The 19641-nt window shown below is 67.7% G+C and carries 8 protein-coding genes; 4 read left to right on the plus strand and 4 right to left on the minus strand.

Going from position 1 to position 19641, the window contains the following annotated elements; all coding sequences use genetic code 11:
- Positions 1-324 precede the first annotated feature (324 nt).
- Both ACSQ27_RS19265 and ACSQ27_RS19270 read right to left on the minus strand, forming a co-directional pair.
- A complete protein-coding gene (locus tag ACSQ27_RS19265; RefSeq protein ID WP_436157090.1) occupies positions 325-2637 on the minus strand; it encodes a molybdopterin cofactor-binding domain-containing protein in 2313 nt (770 codons plus the stop codon).
- Entirely contained in the window at positions 2634-3113 is a 480-nt protein-coding gene (locus ACSQ27_RS19270; RefSeq protein WP_436157091.1) for a (2Fe-2S)-binding protein, read from the minus strand. Before ACSQ27_RS19270 ends, ACSQ27_RS19265 begins: the two co-directional genes overlap by 4 nt.
- 210 nt (positions 3114-3323) lie before the next feature.
- On the opposite strand from ACSQ27_RS19270, the gene ACSQ27_RS19275 reads away from it, so the two are divergent.
- The 4 genes from ACSQ27_RS19275 to ACSQ27_RS19290 all read left to right on the plus strand — a co-directional run bounded on the left by ACSQ27_RS19275 (position 3324) and on the right by ACSQ27_RS19290 (position 9510).
- Positions 3324-5252 (plus strand): ATP-binding cassette domain-containing protein, encoded by a 1929-nt coding sequence (locus ACSQ27_RS19275; RefSeq protein WP_436157092.1) that lies wholly within the window; start codon positions 3324-3326, stop codon positions 5250-5252.
- Positions 5253-5372: 120 nt separating this feature from the next.
- Entirely contained in the window at positions 5373-7070 is a 1698-nt protein-coding gene (locus ACSQ27_RS19280; RefSeq protein WP_436157093.1) for a phospholipase D-like domain-containing protein, read from the plus strand.
- Positions 7071-7838: 768 nt separating this feature from the next.
- Entirely contained in the window at positions 7839-9134 is a 1296-nt protein-coding gene (locus ACSQ27_RS19285; protein WP_436157094.1) for a flavin monoamine oxidase family protein, read from the plus strand.
- Positions 9135-9177: 43 nt separating this feature from the next.
- On the plus strand, positions 9178-9510 hold the full coding sequence (locus ACSQ27_RS19290; RefSeq protein WP_436157095.1) for a hypothetical protein: 333 nt from the start codon (positions 9178-9180) through the stop codon (positions 9508-9510).
- Between the two features lie 20 nt (positions 9511-9530).
- Here the strand turns inward: ACSQ27_RS19290 and ACSQ27_RS19295 are convergent, their stop codons facing one another.
- Positions 9531-13520 carry a beta strand repeat-containing protein gene (locus tag ACSQ27_RS19295; RefSeq protein WP_436157096.1) on the minus strand — a complete coding sequence of 1330 codons (3990 nt, stop codon included), beginning with the start codon at positions 13518-13520 and terminating at the stop codon, positions 9531-9533.
- A complete protein-coding gene (locus ACSQ27_RS19300) occupies positions 13517-19567 on the minus strand; it encodes an SdrD B-like domain-containing protein (RefSeq protein WP_436157097.1) in 6051 nt (2016 codons plus the stop codon). The genes ACSQ27_RS19295 and ACSQ27_RS19300 overlap by 4 nt, the downstream gene beginning before the upstream one ends.
- Positions 19568-19641: the final 74 nt, after the last annotated feature.

A 19641-nucleotide genomic window follows, 5' to 3' on the forward strand; every position in this document is an offset into this window, starting at 1 on the left:
TGATTCCGAAGAATTTTGCTCGCTTTGCTGTGATCAGCAGAGCCTCAAATTATATACCGGTTTTTGATCACCAGTCAAACTTTTTTGACTCTTTTTTCTGCCGCCTGACCGCTTGGCGATCAGCACTTTCGTTTTCAGCAGAGCCTTGAATTCTATACCGAATTTTGAGTCCCGGTCAACTTTTCAAGATCTTTTTTCTGTTGAACTTATCGCTTCCGCGATTGCTGCAAATCCCTAAGAATTTGTTCGCTGTGTTCAGCAGAGCCATCGACTATAGCACGGTTGTTTTGGCCTTTTCGAATACTTCCGCAAAAACTTTTCAAATCACGCTTCACCCAAGGACAGCGGCAGTGAGCGCAGGCGCTTTCCCGTCAATGAACACAGTGCATTGGCCAGTGCCGGCGCCAGTGGCGGAACGCCCGGCTCACCGGCGCCGCTCGGCGCCCTTTCACTAGAAACAAGATAAGTCTCCACGATGGGTGCCTGGGCCAGGCCCAGCATGGCGTACTGAGGAAAATTCTTCTGGCGGACCACGCCCTCTTCTATATCTATGCGTCCATGCAGCGCGGCGCTCAGAGCGAACACGACGGAGCCTTCCATTTGCTGCGCCACGATGCCGGGATGAATCACCGTGCCGCAATCCACTGCGCACACCACGCGATGGACACGCGGGGCCCCGTCTAACAGGGACACCTCGACCACCTGCGCCACGATGGAGCCGAAGGATTCGTGCAAGGCCAAGCCCCGGGCCCGGCCGGCGGGTGGCGCCGTGCCCCAGCCGGCTTTTGCGGCGGCCAGATCCAGCACGGCCAGGTGCCGGGGCGCTTCTTCTAATAGAGAGCGCCTGAAGGCCAGCGGATCCTGCCCCGCGTCCTTGGCCAGCTCGTCGATAAAGCTTTCGGAGAAAAAGGCATTGTGCGAATGCCCCACGGAGCGCCAATAGCCCACAGGCACCCCGGAGCGCGTCGCCACATGCGACATCTTCTGGCTGGGAAAGCCGTAGGGCAGGTCGAACAAGCCCTCGGCAGCACTTTTGTCGGGCGTCTCCACAGGCGCGGCCAGCGCCGGCAGGTTGCGCTCCATCCATCTGGGGGTGATGGCATCTCCGGCCGAGCGGATGCGCAGGCTGCTGACTTTGCCGGCCGCATCCACCCCCGCCGTGAGCCTGGCCCGCTGCATGGGCCGGTAGAAGTCGTGCGTGGTGTCCTCCTCGCGCGACCAGATCAGCTGAACCGGCCGGCCGCCGCATTCCAGCGCCACCCGCACGGCTTGCGCCACGCAATCCACTTCCAGCCTGCGGCCAAAGCCGCCACCCAGCAGGGTCACGGTGATATGGACGTCTTCGGGCGCCACGCGTGCCACGCGGGCGGCGATGGCTACCGCCATTTGCGGCACCTGCGTGGGCGCCCACAGCCAGACCTTACCGTCCTTGACCTGCGCGGTGCAGTTCATGGGCTCCAACGTGGCATGCGCCAGGTAAGGCGCACTGTAGAGCGCCTCAATCTTGCGTATAGCCACCGCTTCGGCCTGCCCGGCGTCGCCCTTTTCATAAAAGACATGGCCTTCTTCACGCTCCAGCGCGGCTTCCAGCGCCTTGCCGATCCGGCCGCTGTCCAGCCCCCCGGCTGGGCGCTGCTGCCAGTCCACCGGCACGGCCAGGGCGGCCTGCTGCGCCTGCCACCAGGTTTTGCCGACCACGGCAAAACCGGCGGTGGAGCCCGCATACGCCTGCAGGCGCACGAGACGCTCCACCCCGGGTGCGGCCAGCGCCACGCCGGCATGAATGGCGCCGGCCGAACCGCCCAGCATGGGGCAAAGCCGGATCGCCGCGTACAGCATGCCCGGCAACCGCACGTCCAGCCCAAAGACGGCCGTGCCGTTGACCTTGGCGGGCAGATCCGGGCGCGGGGCGCTGCGCCCTATCAACTTCCAGTCCTTGCGGCTTTTGAGGTTCACTTCGCCCGGCGGCGTCGCCGCGGCGAACTTTGCCAGTTCCCCATAGTGGGCCGAAGGCCCGGAGGGATGGGAAATCACGCCCTTGCTGATGCTGAGCTCGTCCACCGGCAGCTTCCAGTCCAACGATGCCGCCCCCAGCAGCGAGGCACGGGCGGTGGCCGCGGCCGTGCGCAGCACCTCCCAGGCGTCGGCCACGCTGGAGGACGCGCCCGTGGCATTGATGCCCAGTTCGCGGGCCAGCTTGCCCACCATCCATTCGCCAAGCCTGACCTTGGCGGGGCGCACGCGGGGCGCGCCTTCCGCCGCATAGTCGTCCACCTCCAGCGGATGGAAGGGCAGGCGGCCGACCAGCATGGCGACGTTGCCGTAAATCGTGTCGGCGCCGGCCTGCTCCAGGCTGACCCGCGCCAGCGGCACCTCCAGCTCCTCGGCCACCAGCATGGCCAGCGCGGTGTGCACGCCCTGGCCCATTTCACTGCGCGGCATGGCCAGCACCACGCCGCCGTCTGCCCGTATCTTGATCCAGCCGTTGAACACCACGCCCGTGAGGTCGGGCGCCGCGCCGGCCGGCCAGGGTTGTGCCGCGCTGCCCAGGCGGGAGCGCGCCGGCAGCACGCCCCAGCCGACCAGCAGCGCGCCGGCCCCGCCCGCCGCGCTGAACAGCCAGGCTCGCCGTTTCATGCCTTCGCTTTCCTGGCGGCGCCGTCGGGCAGCATGCCGGCGGCGCGCTTGATGGCCACGCGGATGCGCTGGTAGGTGCCGCAGCGGCAGATATTGGTCATGGCCGCGTCAATGTCGGCATCCGTCGGCCTGGGGGTTTTGTCGAGCAGGGCGGCGGCGGCCATCAGCATGCCCGACTGGCAGTAGCCGCACTGCGGCACCTGCTCGGCGATCCAGGCCAGTTGCAGGGCATGGGGTTTGTCCGGCGTCCCGAGCGCCTCGATGGTCTGGATGCGCTTGCCCAGCACGGCGGACACCGGCACCACGCAGGAACGCACCGGCTGGCCGTCGACCCGTACGGTGCAGGCCCCGCAGGCCGCCACGCCGCAGCCGAACTTGGTGCCGGTCATGTTCAGCACGTCGCGCAGCAGCCATAGCAGGGGCATGCCGGCATCGGCGTCCGCCTGGACGAGCCGGCCATTGATTTGCAATTCCACGAAATCTCCCTCAGCGATCCGTCGCCCAAGCCGATGACTATATCGGCGAGCTCCGGCAGGCGATAGGGCGGCAACACCACATCGGCGCGGCGGCCAATCGTAAGAACTTGTATTCACCGGCCGGATACACAGCCGGCGCGGCCTTTGCGCCGCAGCCTCACACCCCGCCATCGGTACAGCCGGCGCGGGGACGGATAATCCGTCTTCTATATGGCACTTATTACCCTTCTGGACGCCCAACTCGCTTTTGGGCACGTCGCACTGCTGGACCACGCAGATTTTTCCCTTGAGAGCAACCAGCGCATAGGCCTGATCGGCCGCAACGGCACCGGCAAGTCGTCCCTGCTCAAAATCCTCGCCGGCCTCGAAAAACCCGATGACGGCACGCTGCAGCTGCAGCAAAACCTGCGCATCGCCTACGTGCCGCAGGAGCCCAGCCTGGACCCGCACGCCACCGTTTTCATCGCGGCCAGCGCAGGCCTGGCGCGCACCCGCCACGTCGTCGAGCAATACCTGGCGGCCGACGAAAACACCGACCTGGACGCCCTCCAGTCGGAAATCGAGGCGCTGGACGGCTGGACCTGGGAGCAGCGCGTCGAGGAAACATTGCACCGCCTGCACCTGGACAAGGACGCCATCGTCGGCTCGCTGTCGGGCGGCACCAAAAAACGCGTGGCCCTGGCCCAGGCGCTGGTCGCCAAGCCCGACGTGCTGCTGCTCGACGAGCCGACCAACCACCTGGACCTGGACTCCATCGCCTGGCTGGAGGAATTGCTGGTCAATTTCAACGGCAGCATCATCACCATCACCCATGACCGGGCCTTCCTGGACCAGGTCGCCACCGTCATCGTCGAGCTGGACCGCGGCAAGCTCAACAGCTACCCCGGCAACTTCGCCCAATACCTGGTGCAAAAAGAAGAGCAGATGGCGCAGGAAGCCGTCATCAACGCCAAGGCCGACAAATTGCTGGCGCAGGAAGAGATCTGGATCCGCAAGGGCGTGGAAGCGCGCCGCACCCGCAGCGTGGCCCGCATCGGCCGCCTCGAAGCGCTGCGCGACAACCGCGCGGCCCGGCGTGATGCCGTCGGCCGCGTCAACCTCGATGTCTCCAGCGGCGAGAAAAGCGGCAAGATCGTCGCCGAACTCACCGACGTGAGCAAAAGCTTCGGTCACCCCGGCAGCGAAAAGCTCATCGTCAACAAATTCACCGGTACTTTGCTGCGCGGCGACAAGGTCGGCCTGCTGGGCCCCAACGGCGCCGGCAAGACCACGCTGCTCAAGCTCATCCTGGGCGAACTGCAGCCCGATGTGACGAACCCGCCCGGCAAGATCCGCCAGGGCGCCAACCTGCAGGTGGCCTACTTCGACCAGATGCGCGACAGCCTGGACCTGGACGCCACGCTCGAAGACTTCATCAGCCCCGGCAGCGAATGGGTCGAGATCAACGGCGCCAAAAAACACGTCAAGAGCTACCTGACCGACTTTTTGTTCTCACCCGCGCGCGCCAACTCGCCGGTGCGCACTCTCTCAGGCGGCGAGCGCAACCGGTTGCTGCTGGCGCGCCTGTTCGCGCGGCCGGCCAACGTGCTGGTGCTGGACGAGCCGACCAATGACCTGGACATCGACACGCTGGAGCTGCTGGAAGACCTGCTGCAAAACTACGAAGGCACGGTCTTCCTGGTCAGCCACGACAGGCGCTTCCTCGACAACGTGGTCACCAGCACCATCGCCTATGAAGGCACGCCCGAAAACCCCGGCTTCTGGCGCGAGTACGAAGGCGGCGTGACCGACTGGATCACCCAGTCCAAACGCGCGGCGCAGATCACCGGCAGCGCCAAGCCCGCGGCGTCCATCCCCAAGCCCTCCGCTAAAACCGGCAACGAGCCGAAAAAGGATGGCGGTGCGCCCGAGGCTTCCTCCAAAAAGAAACTCAGCTACAAGGAGCAGCGCGAACTCGACGGCCTGCCGGCGCTGATCCAGCAGCTCGAGTCGCAGCAAAAAGCCATCGAGCAGGAGCTGTACGACGGCACGCTTTACACCACCAATGCCAAGCGGGCGGCCGAGCTCAATGCGCGCAACAGCAAGATTGAGGAAGAGCTGATGGCCGCGCTGCAGCGCTGGGAAACCCTGTCTTCCTAGCCCCGCGCCCGCGGCGGCCCGCCGATGCGGGGTCAAGCCCGGCGCCTACAAAAAGAGTGGGCGGAAAAGCCGGTTTCGCAGGGCGTAAATACACCTGCTTACGCTACAGTGACCAGCATCATGCTGACACCTGTTGCCGCTGGCTCCGCCTTCCCTTCCTTAACGGCCTCTCGTGCCGCCGCCGGCGCGCGCTGGCTGGCCCTGCTGTTCCTGGGCCTGTGGATCACCGGATGCGCCTCCTTGCCCAGCGAAGTGGAGCGGCCTGTGTCGACCGCCCTGGCCAATCCCTCGGAAACTCGGCTGGGCGCGCTGGTCGCCGCCCGAGCCGCCAAAGCCGGCACCCGCAACGACTCCGGTTTCGCGTTGCTGGGCGACGCCGAACTGGCTTTCACCAGCCGAATGACCTTGATCAAGGCGGCGCAGAAAACGCTGGACATCCAGTACTACGCGATCTTTGCCGACGACACCACCGAACGCATGTTCGAGGCCCTGCGCGAGGCCGCCGGCCGCGGCGTGCGCATCCGCATCCTGCTGGACGACTTCAACACTTCGGGCAAGAACGCCCAGGTGCTCAAGCTCGCTTTCGAGAAAAACTTCGAGTTGCGGCTGTTCAATCCGCTGCCCGGCGGCCGCGGCTCCATGGTCATGCGCATCCTGAGCAACCTCAAGGATGCCGCGCGCATGCAGCGGCGCATGCACAACAAGATTTTTGTGGCCGACAACGCCGTCGCCATCACCGGCGGCCGCAACCTCGGCGAGACCTACTTCGGCCAGAGCCAGGGCACGAATTTTGTGGACATCGACATCATTGCCGCCGGCCGCATCGCGCGCGACCTGTCCGCGAGTTTTGACCAGTACTGGAACAACCCGCTGGCCTACCCGGTGCAGTCGCTGATGACCGCCGAGGAGATAAATGCCCTCAAGCGGCCACCGCCCGGCACCCAGCCCGCCAACCTCAACCGGGAAGAGCCCGCGGCACTGGCAAGCGCCACCCAGGCCGCCATCGCCGAGTCGAATGCTTCCGCGGCTTCCGCCGCCGCGGCCGCCGCCTTGCCCGACTCGACCGACCTGCGCCTGCTGACCTGGACCTGGGCGCCATCCATTCTGCTGGTCGACAAAGCCTCCAAGATCGCCGCCGATGCCGACACGACCGGCGAATCCCAGGACACCACGGTGGACGGGCTGCTGCAGCTGATGTCGCAGGCCAAAAGCAATCTGCTCATCGTCTCACCCTACTTCGTGCCCGGCGAACGCATGATGAAACAGTTCGCCGACCTGCGCCAGCGCGGCGTGCGCGTGCGTGTGCTCACCAACTCGCTGGCCTCCAACGACGCGCCCGCCGCCCACGTCGGTTACGCGCGCTACCGCAAGGCCCTGCTGGACCTGGGCATAGAACTGTATGAAATGCGTGCCGAGCAGGAGGGTTCTTTCTCGAGCTTCGGCTCTTCGGCGCTGAGCGGCGGCTCCACGGGCGGCTCCACCAGCGGCTCGCGCGCCAGCCTGCACTCCAAGGTGGTGGTGATGGACGACCGGCTGCTGGTGGTCGGCTCCATGAACCTGGACCTGCGTTCCCAGTTGCAGAACAGCGAAGTCGCCATCGTCATCCGCAACCGCGCCATCTCGGCCGAAGCCACGCGCCTGATCGAGCCGACCCTGTCCACCGGCGCCTACCGCGTCGAACTGGACGAGGGCCAGATGGTCTGGCGCCCCCCCCAGGGTTCGCAGCTCAAGGACTCCAGGGTCGAGCCCGATGCGAGCTGGGGTTTGAAGTTGATGCTCAAGGTGATTGGGCCGTTTGCGCCGGATGAGATGCTTTAGCCGGGTCTTGCTCCGACGGGCGCGCTCCTTCTCTCTTCTTAGTCCTGCTGGCCGGGTCTCGCCCCGGCGGGCGAGGCACTTTTCTTTGCTTCGCCAAAGAAAAGTACCCAAAAGAAAGGCGACCCGCAGTCTGGGTCCCTACGCTTCGCTACGGGCAACCTGCGGTGCTCGACTACGGCGGGGTCTCGCGCAAACTCGCCTTCGGCTCAGACAAGCGCGATCCCTGATCCGCCTACGTCTGCGCTCCTCGGCCCAGCCAGGACGGGGCAATCGGGAGCGGGAACGGGGACAGAAGACAAATACCAAAGAATCAAACCAGGACAAACAAGGACTCGCCATGGCGAGTCCTTGTTTCTTCAGGTATTGGTATTCCTTCCCCACCCCTTGTGGATGCGCCGAGGAGCGCAGGGCCAGACGGATCAGGGATCGCGTTGTCTGAGCGAAGCGCAGCGTAGCGAGTTTAGCGAGACCCCGTCTGGACCGAGCACCGCAGGTTGCCCGTAGCGAAGCGGAGGGACGCAGCAACCAGGGTCGCCTTTTCTTTTGCTTACTTTTCTTTTGGCGAAGCAAAAGAAAAGTAAGTAGCCGCCGGGCTACCCCCGGCCAGCAGGTCTAAGCAAAGGACACGGGGAGCGCGCCCGCCGGCGCAAGACCCGCCCTATCCCCGCTGTAATCCCCTGTAATCGCCACCACGCGGGTGCCTGCCTAAAGTCAAGGTCCACGCTGCGCGGAACGTCTTTCGCGCCGGGAAGACGAAAGGGCAAGCGCATGAAAGTAGCCATTGTCGGCGGCGGCCTGGCGGGTATCGCCGCGGCGCACACGCTTCTGGGGGACGCCGGTGTCAGCGAGGTTCACCTGCTGGAGGCCGCAGGCGGCTATGGCGGCCGCGCCTCGACCGACAGCACCTCCATCCCGGGCTTTGCCTTCGACAAGGGGGCGCAGTACATCCAGGACCCGACCACCAACCCGTTGACCGACATCGCCAAAGACCTGCGCTTCGAGACCGTGAAGGAAGAGGACTTGTATGAACTGCGCGTCGACGAGGACGGGGTCTGGGCGGACGTCGACACGGACACACCCGAAGTGCAGGCCGTCGTCGACGCGATCCAGCGTTCCTACGACGCCGCCAAAAGCCAGCCCAACGTCGTCGTGGCCGCCAAACCCCGCTTCGACACCCAGGCCGAAATGTTCGGGCACGCGACCTCCCCCTATGGGCCGTTCACCGAATCGGCCGAGACATGGCAATACCTGGCGGCGGACCGGGCCCGGGAAGCGGCGGGCGACGGCGCGGAGAACCTCTTTGTCAAACGCGGCGTGGGCACCCTGGTCGCGGCCTACGGCCAGCTCCTGCCGACGCTGTACGAAGGCCGCTACAAGACGCGTTTCGGCACCCGCGTCACCTCCATCGCCCACGGCGACAGCGGCGTCACCCTGACCCTGGGCACCTCGGGCGGAAGCCTGGCGGTGGATGCCTGCATCGTCACCGTGCCGGTGTCGGTGCTGGGCAGCGGCGCCATCAGCTTCGAGCCGGCCCTGCCCGCCGCCTACACCAATGCGCTCAAGGCCTTGCGGCTGGGCTCCTACAAAAAGCTGGCCCTGAAGCTGCGCACGGACCCCGAGGACATCGTGCCCGGCACCAACTATTACCTGATCGAGACCGAGCCGGAAGGCGTCTGGCAGTGCTACCGCCTGCCCCACGCGCCCGACGTGCTGGTGGCCCATGCGGCGGGCGATTTTGCCGCCGCGCTGGATGCGATGGAAGACAAGGATGTGTTCAGCCTCTTCAAGGCCAACGTCCAGTCGGCTTTCGACGCCGTGTATTTCACCAACGGCAAGGCCATCACCAACTGGAGCAAAAACCCCAACGCCCAGGGCGCGTATTCCTACACCGCCTTCATAGGCGGCGGCCCCAGCGAGCCCGGGCCCCTGAAGGCCCGCAGCGACCTGGGCGTGCCCCTGGGCAAGCTGCATTTCGCGGGCGAGGCCACCAACCTCAAGTGCTACGGCACCCTGCAGGCCGCGTATTTCGAAGGCGTGCGCGCGGCCAAAGCCGTGCTGGCCTGAAGCACCGCGAGCCAAGATTTTTTCACCACCACAGGAGATGACGATGCGCTACTTACAGGTTTCCAAACAGACGCTGCGCAATGCCGGTTACAGCAGCCCTCCGGCCCAGGCCAACACTTTCTTCCCGGCCAATAGCCAGACCGACCATATCCACCTTGGCGTGCCCACCAGCTACGTCGACGGCAATGAGCAGAGGTTCGCCGAGGACGGCAACGTCTTTGTCACCTATGTCTCGTTCAAGCGGAACAACGCCTTCTGGTTCCGCCTGGACCACAACGATGCGAACGGCTACTTCTCTTTTCCCGCAGGCCGTTCGGCCGCCGATCTGCCCGCCACCTGGGCGGCGGCTCTGGGCGCAACCGGCGTGGTGCGCTGAATTTCCGGGCCTCGCCGGATTTACTGGTCGACCTTGACGCGGTAGGTGACCACCAGCTGCGCGCCCGACGCCAGCGAACCGGTGAAAGTCCACTTCAGCGCCCCTTGCGCATTGACCGCCGGCTGCGTTGTCACCGTGCAGGCCGTGATGCCGGCGGGCAGTGAGCCCGGGCAGGCCGCCGACACAAAACCCGTGAAGGCCGCGGTGGAATCGTTGACGAACAGCGTGGACAGCGGCTGCGTGCCGTTGTTGGTCGCCGTCAGCGTGTACTGCAGCGTGTCGCCGGGATTGGCGTTCACGCTGGTCGCCGCGGGGAGGGCCTGGGTCACATTGCTTACCAGTTTGGCCAGCGACAGGTCGCCGGCCTGGCCCACCGTCGTGATGTCGGTGGCGACCAGGGTGCTGACGGCCAGCGCCGGAGCGGCGTTGCTGTAGCTGAAGGCGGCGCTCAGCGTGACGCTGTTCTGCGCGCCCTGGCCGGAGCCCGCGGGCACGAACTGCTTGATGATCAGGCAGACGGTCTGCCCGGCGGTGACGGTCAGGGCGGTGGTGACCTGCGTTTCGCTGGCCTCCAGCGCGGCGTTGCAATCGCCGTCCTGGTAGAGCACCTGGTTCCAGACCGGGCTGACCGGCGTGGCGGTGTTGGCGATCGAGAACGTGACCTGCCCGCCGGTGCCGGCTTTGTAGGTGTGGGCGTAGAACACGACCGTGCCGGGCTGGGCCGTCTGGGCGCCGTTGGGGCTCAGGGTGTTGGGCGCCACCATGCCGAAGCTGATGCCGGTGCGCGCCACGCCGGAGCCGGCGGTGTAGCTCACGCTCGGGCGGGTGTAGCTGCCGCCGGTGGTGCCGGCCGAGCCGCCGGTGGCGGTGTAGCCGGCCGGCAGCACGGGCGTGAGGACCACGGTGCCGGTGGTGGCTCCCGGTATCCACAGGATAAAGCTGCCGTCGCTGGCCGTGGGTTCGCTGTCCACCGTGGTCGCGCCTTGCATGGCGTTGACGGTGATGCCGGCGAGGCCCGGCTCCGTCCCGGCTTTCACGCCGTTGTTGGCGGTGCCGCCGCCGGCGCCGTTGTCGGCGAACACATTGCCGCTGAGCGTGCTGCCGTTGTACAGGCCGAAGTTCTGCGGCGAGGGCGGCGCGGCACCGACCGCAAGCTGGATCACGCCGCTCGGGTTCTGGGTACCGATCCAGCCGGCCGGGTAGCCGGCCGTGATGTCGCTCAGGGTGCCGTTGCCATCGAGGATCAGGCAGTAGCTGCCTTCCGCCACGCTGGGCAGGCTGTAGGCACCGGTGCTCAGGTTGACCGACGCGGCCGCCGTGGCCGGGCCCGTGCACAGGCCGCCCGACAAAGGCGCCAGCTTGACGAACAAGGGAACGGCACCACCCGGCCCGGCTTCGCCCGCGTCCAGGTTGCTGTTGTGGTTGGGGTCGCTGTACACGTTGCCGGCAACCAGCCGGCCCGCCGTGCTGCTCACAGGCGCCGCGCAGCCTGCGCTCGGCGCATTGGCCGCGGTGCAGGTGGTCGGGACCGGGGGCGCCGTACCGCCGGTGGGATCCACCGACGCGTAATTGGTCACCGCCGCATTGCTGGTTGACGTGACCGTGATGACCACGGCCGCCGTCCCACCGCCGGCGGCGATGTTGCCGCTGTAGTTGCAGGTCACCAGCGTGCCGCCGCCGCTGGGCGCCGTGGAGCAGGTCCAGCCCGTGCCCACGCCGCTGACGTAGCTCAGGGTGGACGGCAACTGGTCCAGGACGCGCGCCGTGGTGCTGGCGGCCGTGCCGCTGTTGGTCACCGTCAGGGTATAGGCGCTGTTGCTGAGAACCTGCAGCGCGGGGCTGGGGGCCGACTTGACGAGGCCCAGGATGATGCTGGTCGGCGTGTTCGTGACCGGCGCGGCGCAACCGGCGCTGGGGGTGTTCGCGGCGGTACAGGTCGTGGGTGTGGGCGGCGCCGTGCCGCCGGTCGGGTCTATCGACGCGAAATTGGTCACGCTGGCCGTGCTGGTCGGTGTGACTGTGATGACCACGGCCGCCGTTCCGCCGCCGGCGGCAAGGGTTCCGCTGTAGTTGCAAGTCACCAATCCGGCGGCCGCCGAACAGGTCCAGCCCGTACCCACACCGCTGACATAGGTCAGGTTGGCGGGCAACTGGTCGGTGATGCGGGCGGTGGTGCTGGCGGCGGTACCGCTGTTCGTCGCCGTCAGCGTGTACGCGCTGTTGATGCCGACCTGCAGCGCGGGGCTGGGCGCGGATTTGACAAGGCCCAGCGTGACAATGGTCGGCGTGCTCGTGACCGGGGCGGCGCAACCCACTGTCGGCGTATTGGCCGCGGTACAGGTGGTGGGCGTCGGTGTATTGGTGCCGCCCGTGCGGTCCGTCGCGGCATAGTTGGTCACGCTGGCCGTGCTGGTGGCTGTGACCGTGATGACGACGGCGGCCGTCCCGCCGCCGGTGGCGATGGAACCGGTGTAGTCGCAGGTCACCAGCGTGCCGCCGCCGCTGGGCGCCGTGGAGCAGGTCCAGCCCGTGCCCGCGCCGCTGACATAGGTCAGGTTGGCCGGCAACTGGTCGGTGATGCGGGCCGTGGTGCTCACCGTCGTGCCGGTGTTGGTGAGCGTGAGGGTATAGGCGCTGTTGCTGCCGACTTTCAGGGCCGGGCTGGGCGCCGACTTGACCAGGTTCAGGATCGCATTGGTAGGGGTGCTGGTCACCGGCGTGGCGCAACCCACGGGCGTGTTGTTTCCGGTGCAGGTGGACGGCGTGGGCCGGGTGGCATTGCCCACGGAACCTACCGAGGCGCGGTTGGTCACGCTGGCGGTCGATGTCGGCCTCACCGTGATGTCCAGCGTGGCCGTGGTGGTCTCGGTGGTGCTGCTGTAGGTACAGGCCACCAGGGTTCCGGTGCCGCCGGTCGCTGTCGGGCAGGTCCAGCCGGTGCCGGACCAGCCGACATAGGTCAGGTTGGCCGGCAACTGGTCCCCTATGGTGGCGGTGAAAAATGGCGTCGAGGTGGAGGCCGTCACCGTCAGCGTGTACACGCTGTCCCGGTTCATGGCCAGCGCCGGGCTGGGCTGGGACTTGGTGATCAGCCGTGTCGGATTGAGGGGCGTGATGACAACGGAGCCGTTGCTGCCGTTATTTCCGCTGGCCGGCGCTGTGCCGGTAACGGACGCACCGCCGGCGGCACCCGCCGCGGTCACGCTGAACGCCGTCACCTCGGCGGTGTCGCTGCATGAGCTGCCGCCCCTGGACTGCAGGGTGTTGTTGGTGCCGCTGCTGTCCACCAGTTCCGCGCCGCCCGCACCGCCGGGGCAGCCGCCGCCGCCGCCGCCGCCGCCCGAACCGTCGCCGACGCGCGTGGTGCCCGCGACGCCCGCGGAGCCCGGCAGCGTACCGATGGGCGTGATCGGCGCGGCCAGGCCGGCGCGGCCCAGCACGTCCAGGGCACCGCCCTGCCCGCCGCCGCCGCCACCGGCGATCACCAGCCGCGCATTGGCGGACGTTGCCACCACACTGGCCGCGCCGCCGCCGGCGCCGCCGCCGGACCAGCCATCACAACCGGCCTGGCCGCCGGAGCCGCCCGCAAACCCGCCGGCACCGCCGGCCAGGCCGCCGGCGCCCGCCGCATTGGCGCAGGTGAAGGACCCTTGCGAGGTGTTGCCCGCCCGGCCGCCTTGGCCCACATAAATATTCAGCACCGTTCCCGGCGCCGCGTAGTAAGTACCGGTGGCCCGCGCACCCGCGCCGCCGGCGCCGCCCCAGCCGTTGGAGTCGTTGCCGCCGCTGCCGCCGCCCGCGCCGTTGGCCTGGATGGTCACCCCGCCCGCGCCCGCGGGCACGGTGTAGGTTTGCACCGCGCCGGTGTAATTGAAGGTGGTCTGCGCCATCGCCCAGGGCGCGGCCAGCAGCAGCAAGGCGGCGCCCCATGCGGCCCGCCGCAGGCCGCGTGAAGGCGCCGGCTTGCGCGGCAGGCCGGGGCGGGAAGCGGGGCGTTGAAGAAGCATCATGATTGGGGGGCCGCCGTGCGGGTAGGAGAAGGCGCGGCCGCGCCGGAAGGCTCGCCGAACACGTTCTCGTCAAACTTGAAGCGTACACGCAGATAGAGGCCGCGCTGGGTATAAGCCTCGCCCGTCATGTCCGAGGCCTTGAAACCCTTGAAGTTATAACCCACGGACACCCACATGTTTTTCCAGGCGAGGTAGCCGACTTCCACGCCCGCGGCGGTTTCGGCGGCGCCGTCGCCCCACATGCGGTAGGCCTGCAGACTGACGTCCCAGTTCTGGGTCAGGTCCCAGGTGGAACGGCCGCCGATCAGCTGCGTGAAGGAGCGGCTGCTGATGCCGTTGGAGCGGTCCCGGCCCCACTTGGCGGCGTAGCGCCCGCTCATGGCCCAGTTGCGATTCGGCTGCACGTTGAGGTGCGTGGACAGGATCAGACCGGATTCGTCGCGGCTCAGGCCCGGGCCCAGGGTGTTGTCCGAATCCTTTTTGTACTCGATGCGGCCCAGCGCGTTCCACATGTCGGTCGCCACCGGGCGGTAGGCCACGCCGGACTGCGCCGTGATGAGTTCGCGCTTGCCGCCGCCGGCGCCGAGGTTGGTCTGCTCGCTGTAAAGGCCGCGGTTGAGCAGCGTCCAGCTGTCGTCCAGCTTGTTGGCCAGCGCGCCGGTGAGCAGCCAGCTGCTCGAGTTGGTCGAGGTCTGCCACTGGACCTGGCCCGAGGCCTTCCAGGTGGCGGCGGCCGTGTAGTCGGCGCCCAGCGTCACGGCGCTGGAATCGTCGACGACCACACCCGAAATCGGCTTGATGCGCTGCACGCTGGCCGTCAGGCCCACGCCGTTGTCCAGGCGCCAGAGCCGGCGCAGGCCCAGGGCGGCTTCGCTGGTGCGGCCGTTGATGCTGTCGCCCATGCGGTATTCGTTGAACAGCTGCGTGCTGTCGGCCAGCTCGGTGTTGATGCCGGCGACGGTGGTGTACTGCGAGGTCGAGGCGTTGAGCGTGTAGATGCTCTTCAGGCTGTTGATGAAGTCGTGGCGCGCATACAGGCGCGTCGTCGAATTGATGGCGTAGTTGCCGCCCACGCCGATTTCACGGCCGCCGCTGCCGTCGATGGCGTACTCGGCCAGGCCGTACACGTCGGCCTGCGGCACGTCGGGCACGGGCACCGTCACCTTGACGCGCGCGGTGGTGGTGCCGACTTCTTCGGAAGAGCCCGCCGCCAGCGCCGTGGCCGAGGGAACGATGGGCACGGTGGAGCCCGGCAGGGCCGGGCCGGACAGCGCGGCAGCGGTGTTGGCGGCGCTGTAGCGCACGCCGACTTCCACTTTGACGTTGCCGGCCATGCTGTGCTCCAGCTTGAGTTCGGCGCCGGTCTGCGACGCGCCGGTCACGCTGTTGGCGGTGCGCAGCGCTTCGCCGACCACGCGGTTCTTTTCGTCCACCGCGTAGCCGAGCTTGGCGCCGTACTCGGACTGGCCGGCCGACTGCACGCTGTTGGGGTTGAAGAAGCCGGCGCTGGTCTTGGCACCCCAGACGCGCGCCTGCAGCGCCTGGTCCTCATGGCGGATCTCGACGCGCTGGCCCGTGCCCTTGCCTTGCAGGTCGGTGCTGCTGCGCGCGATCTCGCCGGTGGCCACGGTCTTCTCGCCGAGCCGGGCCGTCAGGTTCAGGCCGTCCAGGTTCTGGCGGTTGGCCGGATCGGTGTCCCGCATTGTCGAAGCGCCCAGCGTCACGTCCGGCGTGACCTGCAGGCGGGCCTCGGCACCGGCGACAGTGTGCTTCACGCCGCCCGTGTCGACCGAGTAGCTCACGCGCACGAAGATGGGGTTGAGGTCGGGGTCCACGCTGGGCACCGGCGACTTCAGCAGCAGCCGGCCGCTCATGGGTTCGATCTCGTAGTCGGTGAACTGCGTGAGCGGCGTGTCGTTGACGATGACCGAGGCCTGGCTGCGGTTGCGCGTCAGGATGTTGACCTGCTGGCTGTTGACCACGCCGTTGATGTTCAGCAGGAAGGGGCCGGAGGTGCCGTTGGCGCGGAATTCCTGCACCAGTTGCGTGGTCGCGGTGCGGCTGGCGAAGCCCTCCACGGTGACCGCGCCGTCCTGGTAGCGGCCCTTCACGCCGTTGAGCGCCCGCGAATACTGCGTGAGCTGGCGCGCCGCGTTGTCGCTCTGCGTCGAGTAGTCGCCCAGCAGCGCGTAGTTGCTGCCGTTTTGCAGCATCACGTAGAGCTTGCCGGTGGACTGCGCGTCGAAGCCGCGCGCCGACGAGTCGCCGTACACGGGATAGAACTGGCCGGGCTGGATGTCGCGGAACAGCGCCGTGTCCGAAGGCTTGTCGGAGTCGTAGGCCAGCGTCAGCAGCGAGGAGCCGAGGACCTTGCCCTTGAGGAACAGCGCGGTGCGCGCGGCGGCCTCGCCCTTGCCGCCGGAAAAGCTGCGCGAGGTGCTCTGGATCTGCCGCTCGAACACGTCGCCGCTCTGGGCCGGCTGCAGCGCCGAGGGGTTGAGGCTGCGCAGGTTGATCGTGCCTTCCACGATGCCGGCCGCGATCATGGGCCGCAGGTTGGGCATGAACTCGATGGTGGACGCCGACTTGACGGTGCCGCTGGTGATGGTGAGTTCGGCCTTGCCGGGCTGGGCCGGCGGCAGCAGCAGGAAGCGGCCTTCGCCGCCTTCGACAAACACCTGGGTTCCGGGCTGGCGCGCATCGAGGTCGGGGGTCTGCCACTGGCCCTGGCTGGCCTGCAGGCTGACCTGGGTGCGCGCGGCCACGGGCAGGCCTTGCGCGTCGCGCAGCATGATGGTGACGGGCACGGCGGTCGCGCCGTCGGCGACCAGCTGCGCGGGCGCGCCGATGTCGATTTTGGCCAGCGCGCCGGGCACGCGCAGCGTGATCTGGGCCGTGCCGCGGGCATTGCCGAAACCATCGAGGGCGCGCACGGCCAGCGTGTTGCGGCCGGGTTTCAGGTCCACGCCGATGTATTCCCAGGCCAGGACCTTGTTTTTCTCAAGACTGCTTTTTTTGCCGACCTGCGTCGCGGGCACGGGCTGGCCGTTGACGGTCAGTTCAAAGCGCGCGCCCAGCGGCCCTTTCACGCGGACCCGGGTCTGCGCGACCGGCAGCAGCTGCTCATCGACCAGGCCCACAAAGGCGGTGGCCGCGTCCAGGTCCGGCAGCAGGTCTTCCAGCGGCTGCAACGCTTGCTCGGCCGCGGCCGGTTCGGCGCCGGCGGGCACGGCGGGCTGTGCCGGCTCCACGCTGGCCGGCGTGTAGATGGGCTTGGGCAAACGGGCATTGGGTGCGGTGGGGCCGCCGGTGTCGCCCACGGCGCCCAGCGTGCCCTGCAAGGGAGCCGGTGCCGCGGCATTGCTGCCGGCGTTGTTTTGCTGCGCGCCCGGCAGGCCCATGGCGCCGGCGGCGGGCAGCGTGCGGCTGTCGGCCGCGACGGCGCCGCGGTTGGCCTGCAGCAGCGTGCCGGCGGCCTGGGTGATTTCCGAAGGGTTGCCCAGCGCCTTGCGGCGCGCGGCGATCTGGTCGCGGATGCCGGGCGTGCATTCGGCGATGGCGAAGTCGGCCTTGTGCAGCTCGCCGTTGGTGAGGTCGACGAAGCGGCTGCCGGCGTCGAAGGCGTTGCGGTTGTTCAGCACCACCAGCGTGGCGCCCGCGGGCAGCGTGATGTTGTCGAGCTTGGCCACGTGGGTGCGCGGCTCCAGGCCGTAGAAGCTGTACTTGCCTTCTTCGTCGGTCACGGCATAGGTGCCGTCTTCCAGGTAGATGCGCACGCCCGGGATGCCCGGCTCGACCGCGTCCTGCACGCCGTCGCGGCTGCAGTCGGCAAACACCTTGCCGATCACATAGGCCTTGTTGGAGAACACGCCGCCCACCACCTGCACGCGCACGCTGGAGCTGTTGGAGCGCACCGCGCCGCTGGCGGCCTGGGCGGTGTTGATGCCGTTGCCGCTCTGGCTGCCCGCGCCCACGCGCACGCGGTAGGTCAGCACGGGCTGCGCGCCGGCGGCGAGGTTGCCGACGGCGAATTGCAGGCTGGGGCCGGCGCCGCCCGCGGGGTCGGCCAGCACCGCGCCGTTGAGCCGCGCCGTGCCGCGCACGTAGGCAAAGCCGCCCGGCAGGATGTCGCTGACCACAGTGGCGGGCAGCGGCGCTGCGGCAACGTTGTTGAGCTTGATCGAATAATCGACAAAATCGCCGACCTCGGCGGTTTTCTTGTTGGCGGTTTTCTGGATGAACAGGCCGCCCGCGGTGGCGCCGGGGTCCATGGGCACGTCGAAATGCACCGGCAAGCCGGCCACCGCGAAATTGCCGCCGTAGGAGCCCGCGATGTCGATCAGCCGGCCGGCCGGCTGCAGCGCGGCGGGAATCCGCGAAGGATAGGTAAAGCCGGCCGGCGGCGTGATCACCAGGCGGTAGGTGCTGTTGAGCACCAGCGGGAATTCATAAAAACCGTCGGCCGCCGTCACGACGACGCTGGGCGCCGGCGTGATGCCGTCCATCTGGAACACCACGGCGGGGCCGCCGGGGCTGCCGCCGTTGCCGGCGCCGGTGATGTCGATCAGCTGCACGGTGACGCCGGCAATGGGCTGGTTCGTCGTGGAGTTGTAGATGGTGCCCGACGGGTCGACCAGCAGCGTGGTGGTGGCCGACACCGAGATGCCGCCGCAGGCGGTGATGGTGGCGGTCACGGTGTCGTTGCGCAGCACCTCGAGGATGCCGTCGCCGGAGGCCACGATGTGCGTGGCCGCGTTCGCCGTGGGCACGCTGGGCAGGATGCGGAACACGCCGGTGTTGGGCCCGGTTTCCACGGCCGTGTAGGTTTCCGAATCGCCGGTGAGCTGGCTCACGATGGTGACGGGGATCGTGCCGACCGTGGCCGGGTCCGCGTTGCAGATGGACGCGTCGGTCTGCACGAACAGGGCATTGCCGGGAATGCTCTGGGTGGCGCGGTTGCTGTAGCTGTTGTTGGTATAGAAGAAGATGCCGGCCGCGTGCGCGGGCAGCGGCAGGATCACCGTGTTGCTGGTGGTGGTCAGCGGGGCGGCGGCGTCGGTCCAGTCGGCGTAGGCCGCGCCGCTCACGTTGCCGGCGGCGTTCGAATTGACCGTCACGCTGAAGCGGCCCTGGAACAGCCCGCCTTGCGGCAGGGTGGCGATGGCCCAGGCCACCGCATCCACCGCGACGCCGGCCGGCGCCGTGGTGACGTAGCTGTTGGCCGCGCCGCCCAGCAGGTGGTACAGCGTCTGCGCACCGGGATTGGTGGCCGGCTGGGCCGAAGTGAAGGTGGTGTTCACCGGCACCGGCGCGCGCAGGATGAACAGCGTGGCGGCTGCGCCGTCGACGTTCACGTTGGCGGGGCTGGCCGCCATGTTGCCGTTGTTGGTGGCCCTGGCTGTGAAGTTGAGCGCCACGCCCTGGGTCGCGGTGGCCGTCGAGGCGGCGTAGCTGACCTGCACGGCCGCGCCGTTGGTCAGGTTGATCGTGTCCGTGTTGGTGGCCGTGGCGCTTTGCAGCTGGCTGACGGCGCGCAGGCTGAGCTGCGCGGTCTGGCCGGGCACCGCGCCGGCCGGGATCTGGCCGGTGATCAGCAGGCCCGCACTGGCGCCGACGGCCACCGGCACCACGCCGCCGGCGGGGACCACGGGCTCGCCGGCATCGACCAGGCCGTTGCCGTTGACGTCCAGCACCACCTGCAGGTTCAGCGGCGTGAAAGCGCTGCCGCCGGCCACGCTGGCCGTGATCAGGTAGTTGGTGGTGATGTTGCCGGTGTTGGCCAGGTTATGGCTGATGGTGAAGGAGGAGCCTACGCCGATCAGCAGGTTCTGGCTGGCATTCAGCGTGAGCGCTTCCAGCGCCGCCACCGTGGTGTTCACGGTGTTGGAGTTGATGCGCACCGACAGGCCCGTCGCGGTGTCCACGAAGGTCGCGCTGGCCGTATTGCTGATCACCGTTCCCGCCGGGCTCGGCGCTGCCTGTGCAGCTGCCCAGAAGAGCAGCAACATGCAGGAAATCAGCAGTTTGCGCAGCGGGCGAAAAAGCATGTGGGTTGGATGGATGGTTGGGTTGCGGCAGGGCGTCGCTTTCCAAAGGGCACGCTGTCGTGCCCTTGGAAAAG

It is taken from the genome of Polaromonas sp. LjRoot131 (genome assembly GCF_964252805.1).
Taxonomy (GTDB): Bacteria; Pseudomonadota; Gammaproteobacteria; order Burkholderiales; family Burkholderiaceae_C; genus Polaromonas.

What these genes read in the sequence shown, in the direction of transcription:
- ACSQ27_RS19265 (WP_436157090.1), bottom strand. Translation starts at nt 2,637, where the DNA reads ATGAAACGGCGAGCCTGGCTGTTCAGCGCGGCGGGCGGGGCCGGCGCG.
- ACSQ27_RS19275 (WP_436157092.1), top strand. Translation starts at nt 3,324, where the DNA reads ATGGCACTTATTACCCTTCTGGACGCCCAACTCGCTTTTGGGCACGTC.
- ACSQ27_RS19280 (WP_436157093.1), top strand. Translation starts at nt 5,373, where the DNA reads ATGCTGACACCTGTTGCCGCTGGCTCCGCCTTCCCTTCCTTAACGGCC.
- ACSQ27_RS19285 (WP_436157094.1), top strand. Translation starts at nt 7,839, where the DNA reads ATGAAAGTAGCCATTGTCGGCGGCGGCCTGGCGGGTATCGCCGCGGCG.
- ACSQ27_RS19290 (WP_436157095.1), top strand. Translation starts at nt 9,178, where the DNA reads ATGCGCTACTTACAGGTTTCCAAACAGACGCTGCGCAATGCCGGTTAC.
- ACSQ27_RS19295 (WP_436157096.1), bottom strand. Translation starts at nt 13,520, where the DNA reads ATGATGCTTCTTCAACGCCCCGCTTCCCGCCCCGGCCTGCCGCGCAAG.
- ACSQ27_RS19300 (WP_436157097.1), bottom strand. Translation starts at nt 19,567, where the DNA reads ATGCTTTTTCGCCCGCTGCGCAAACTGCTGATTTCCTGCATGTTGCTG.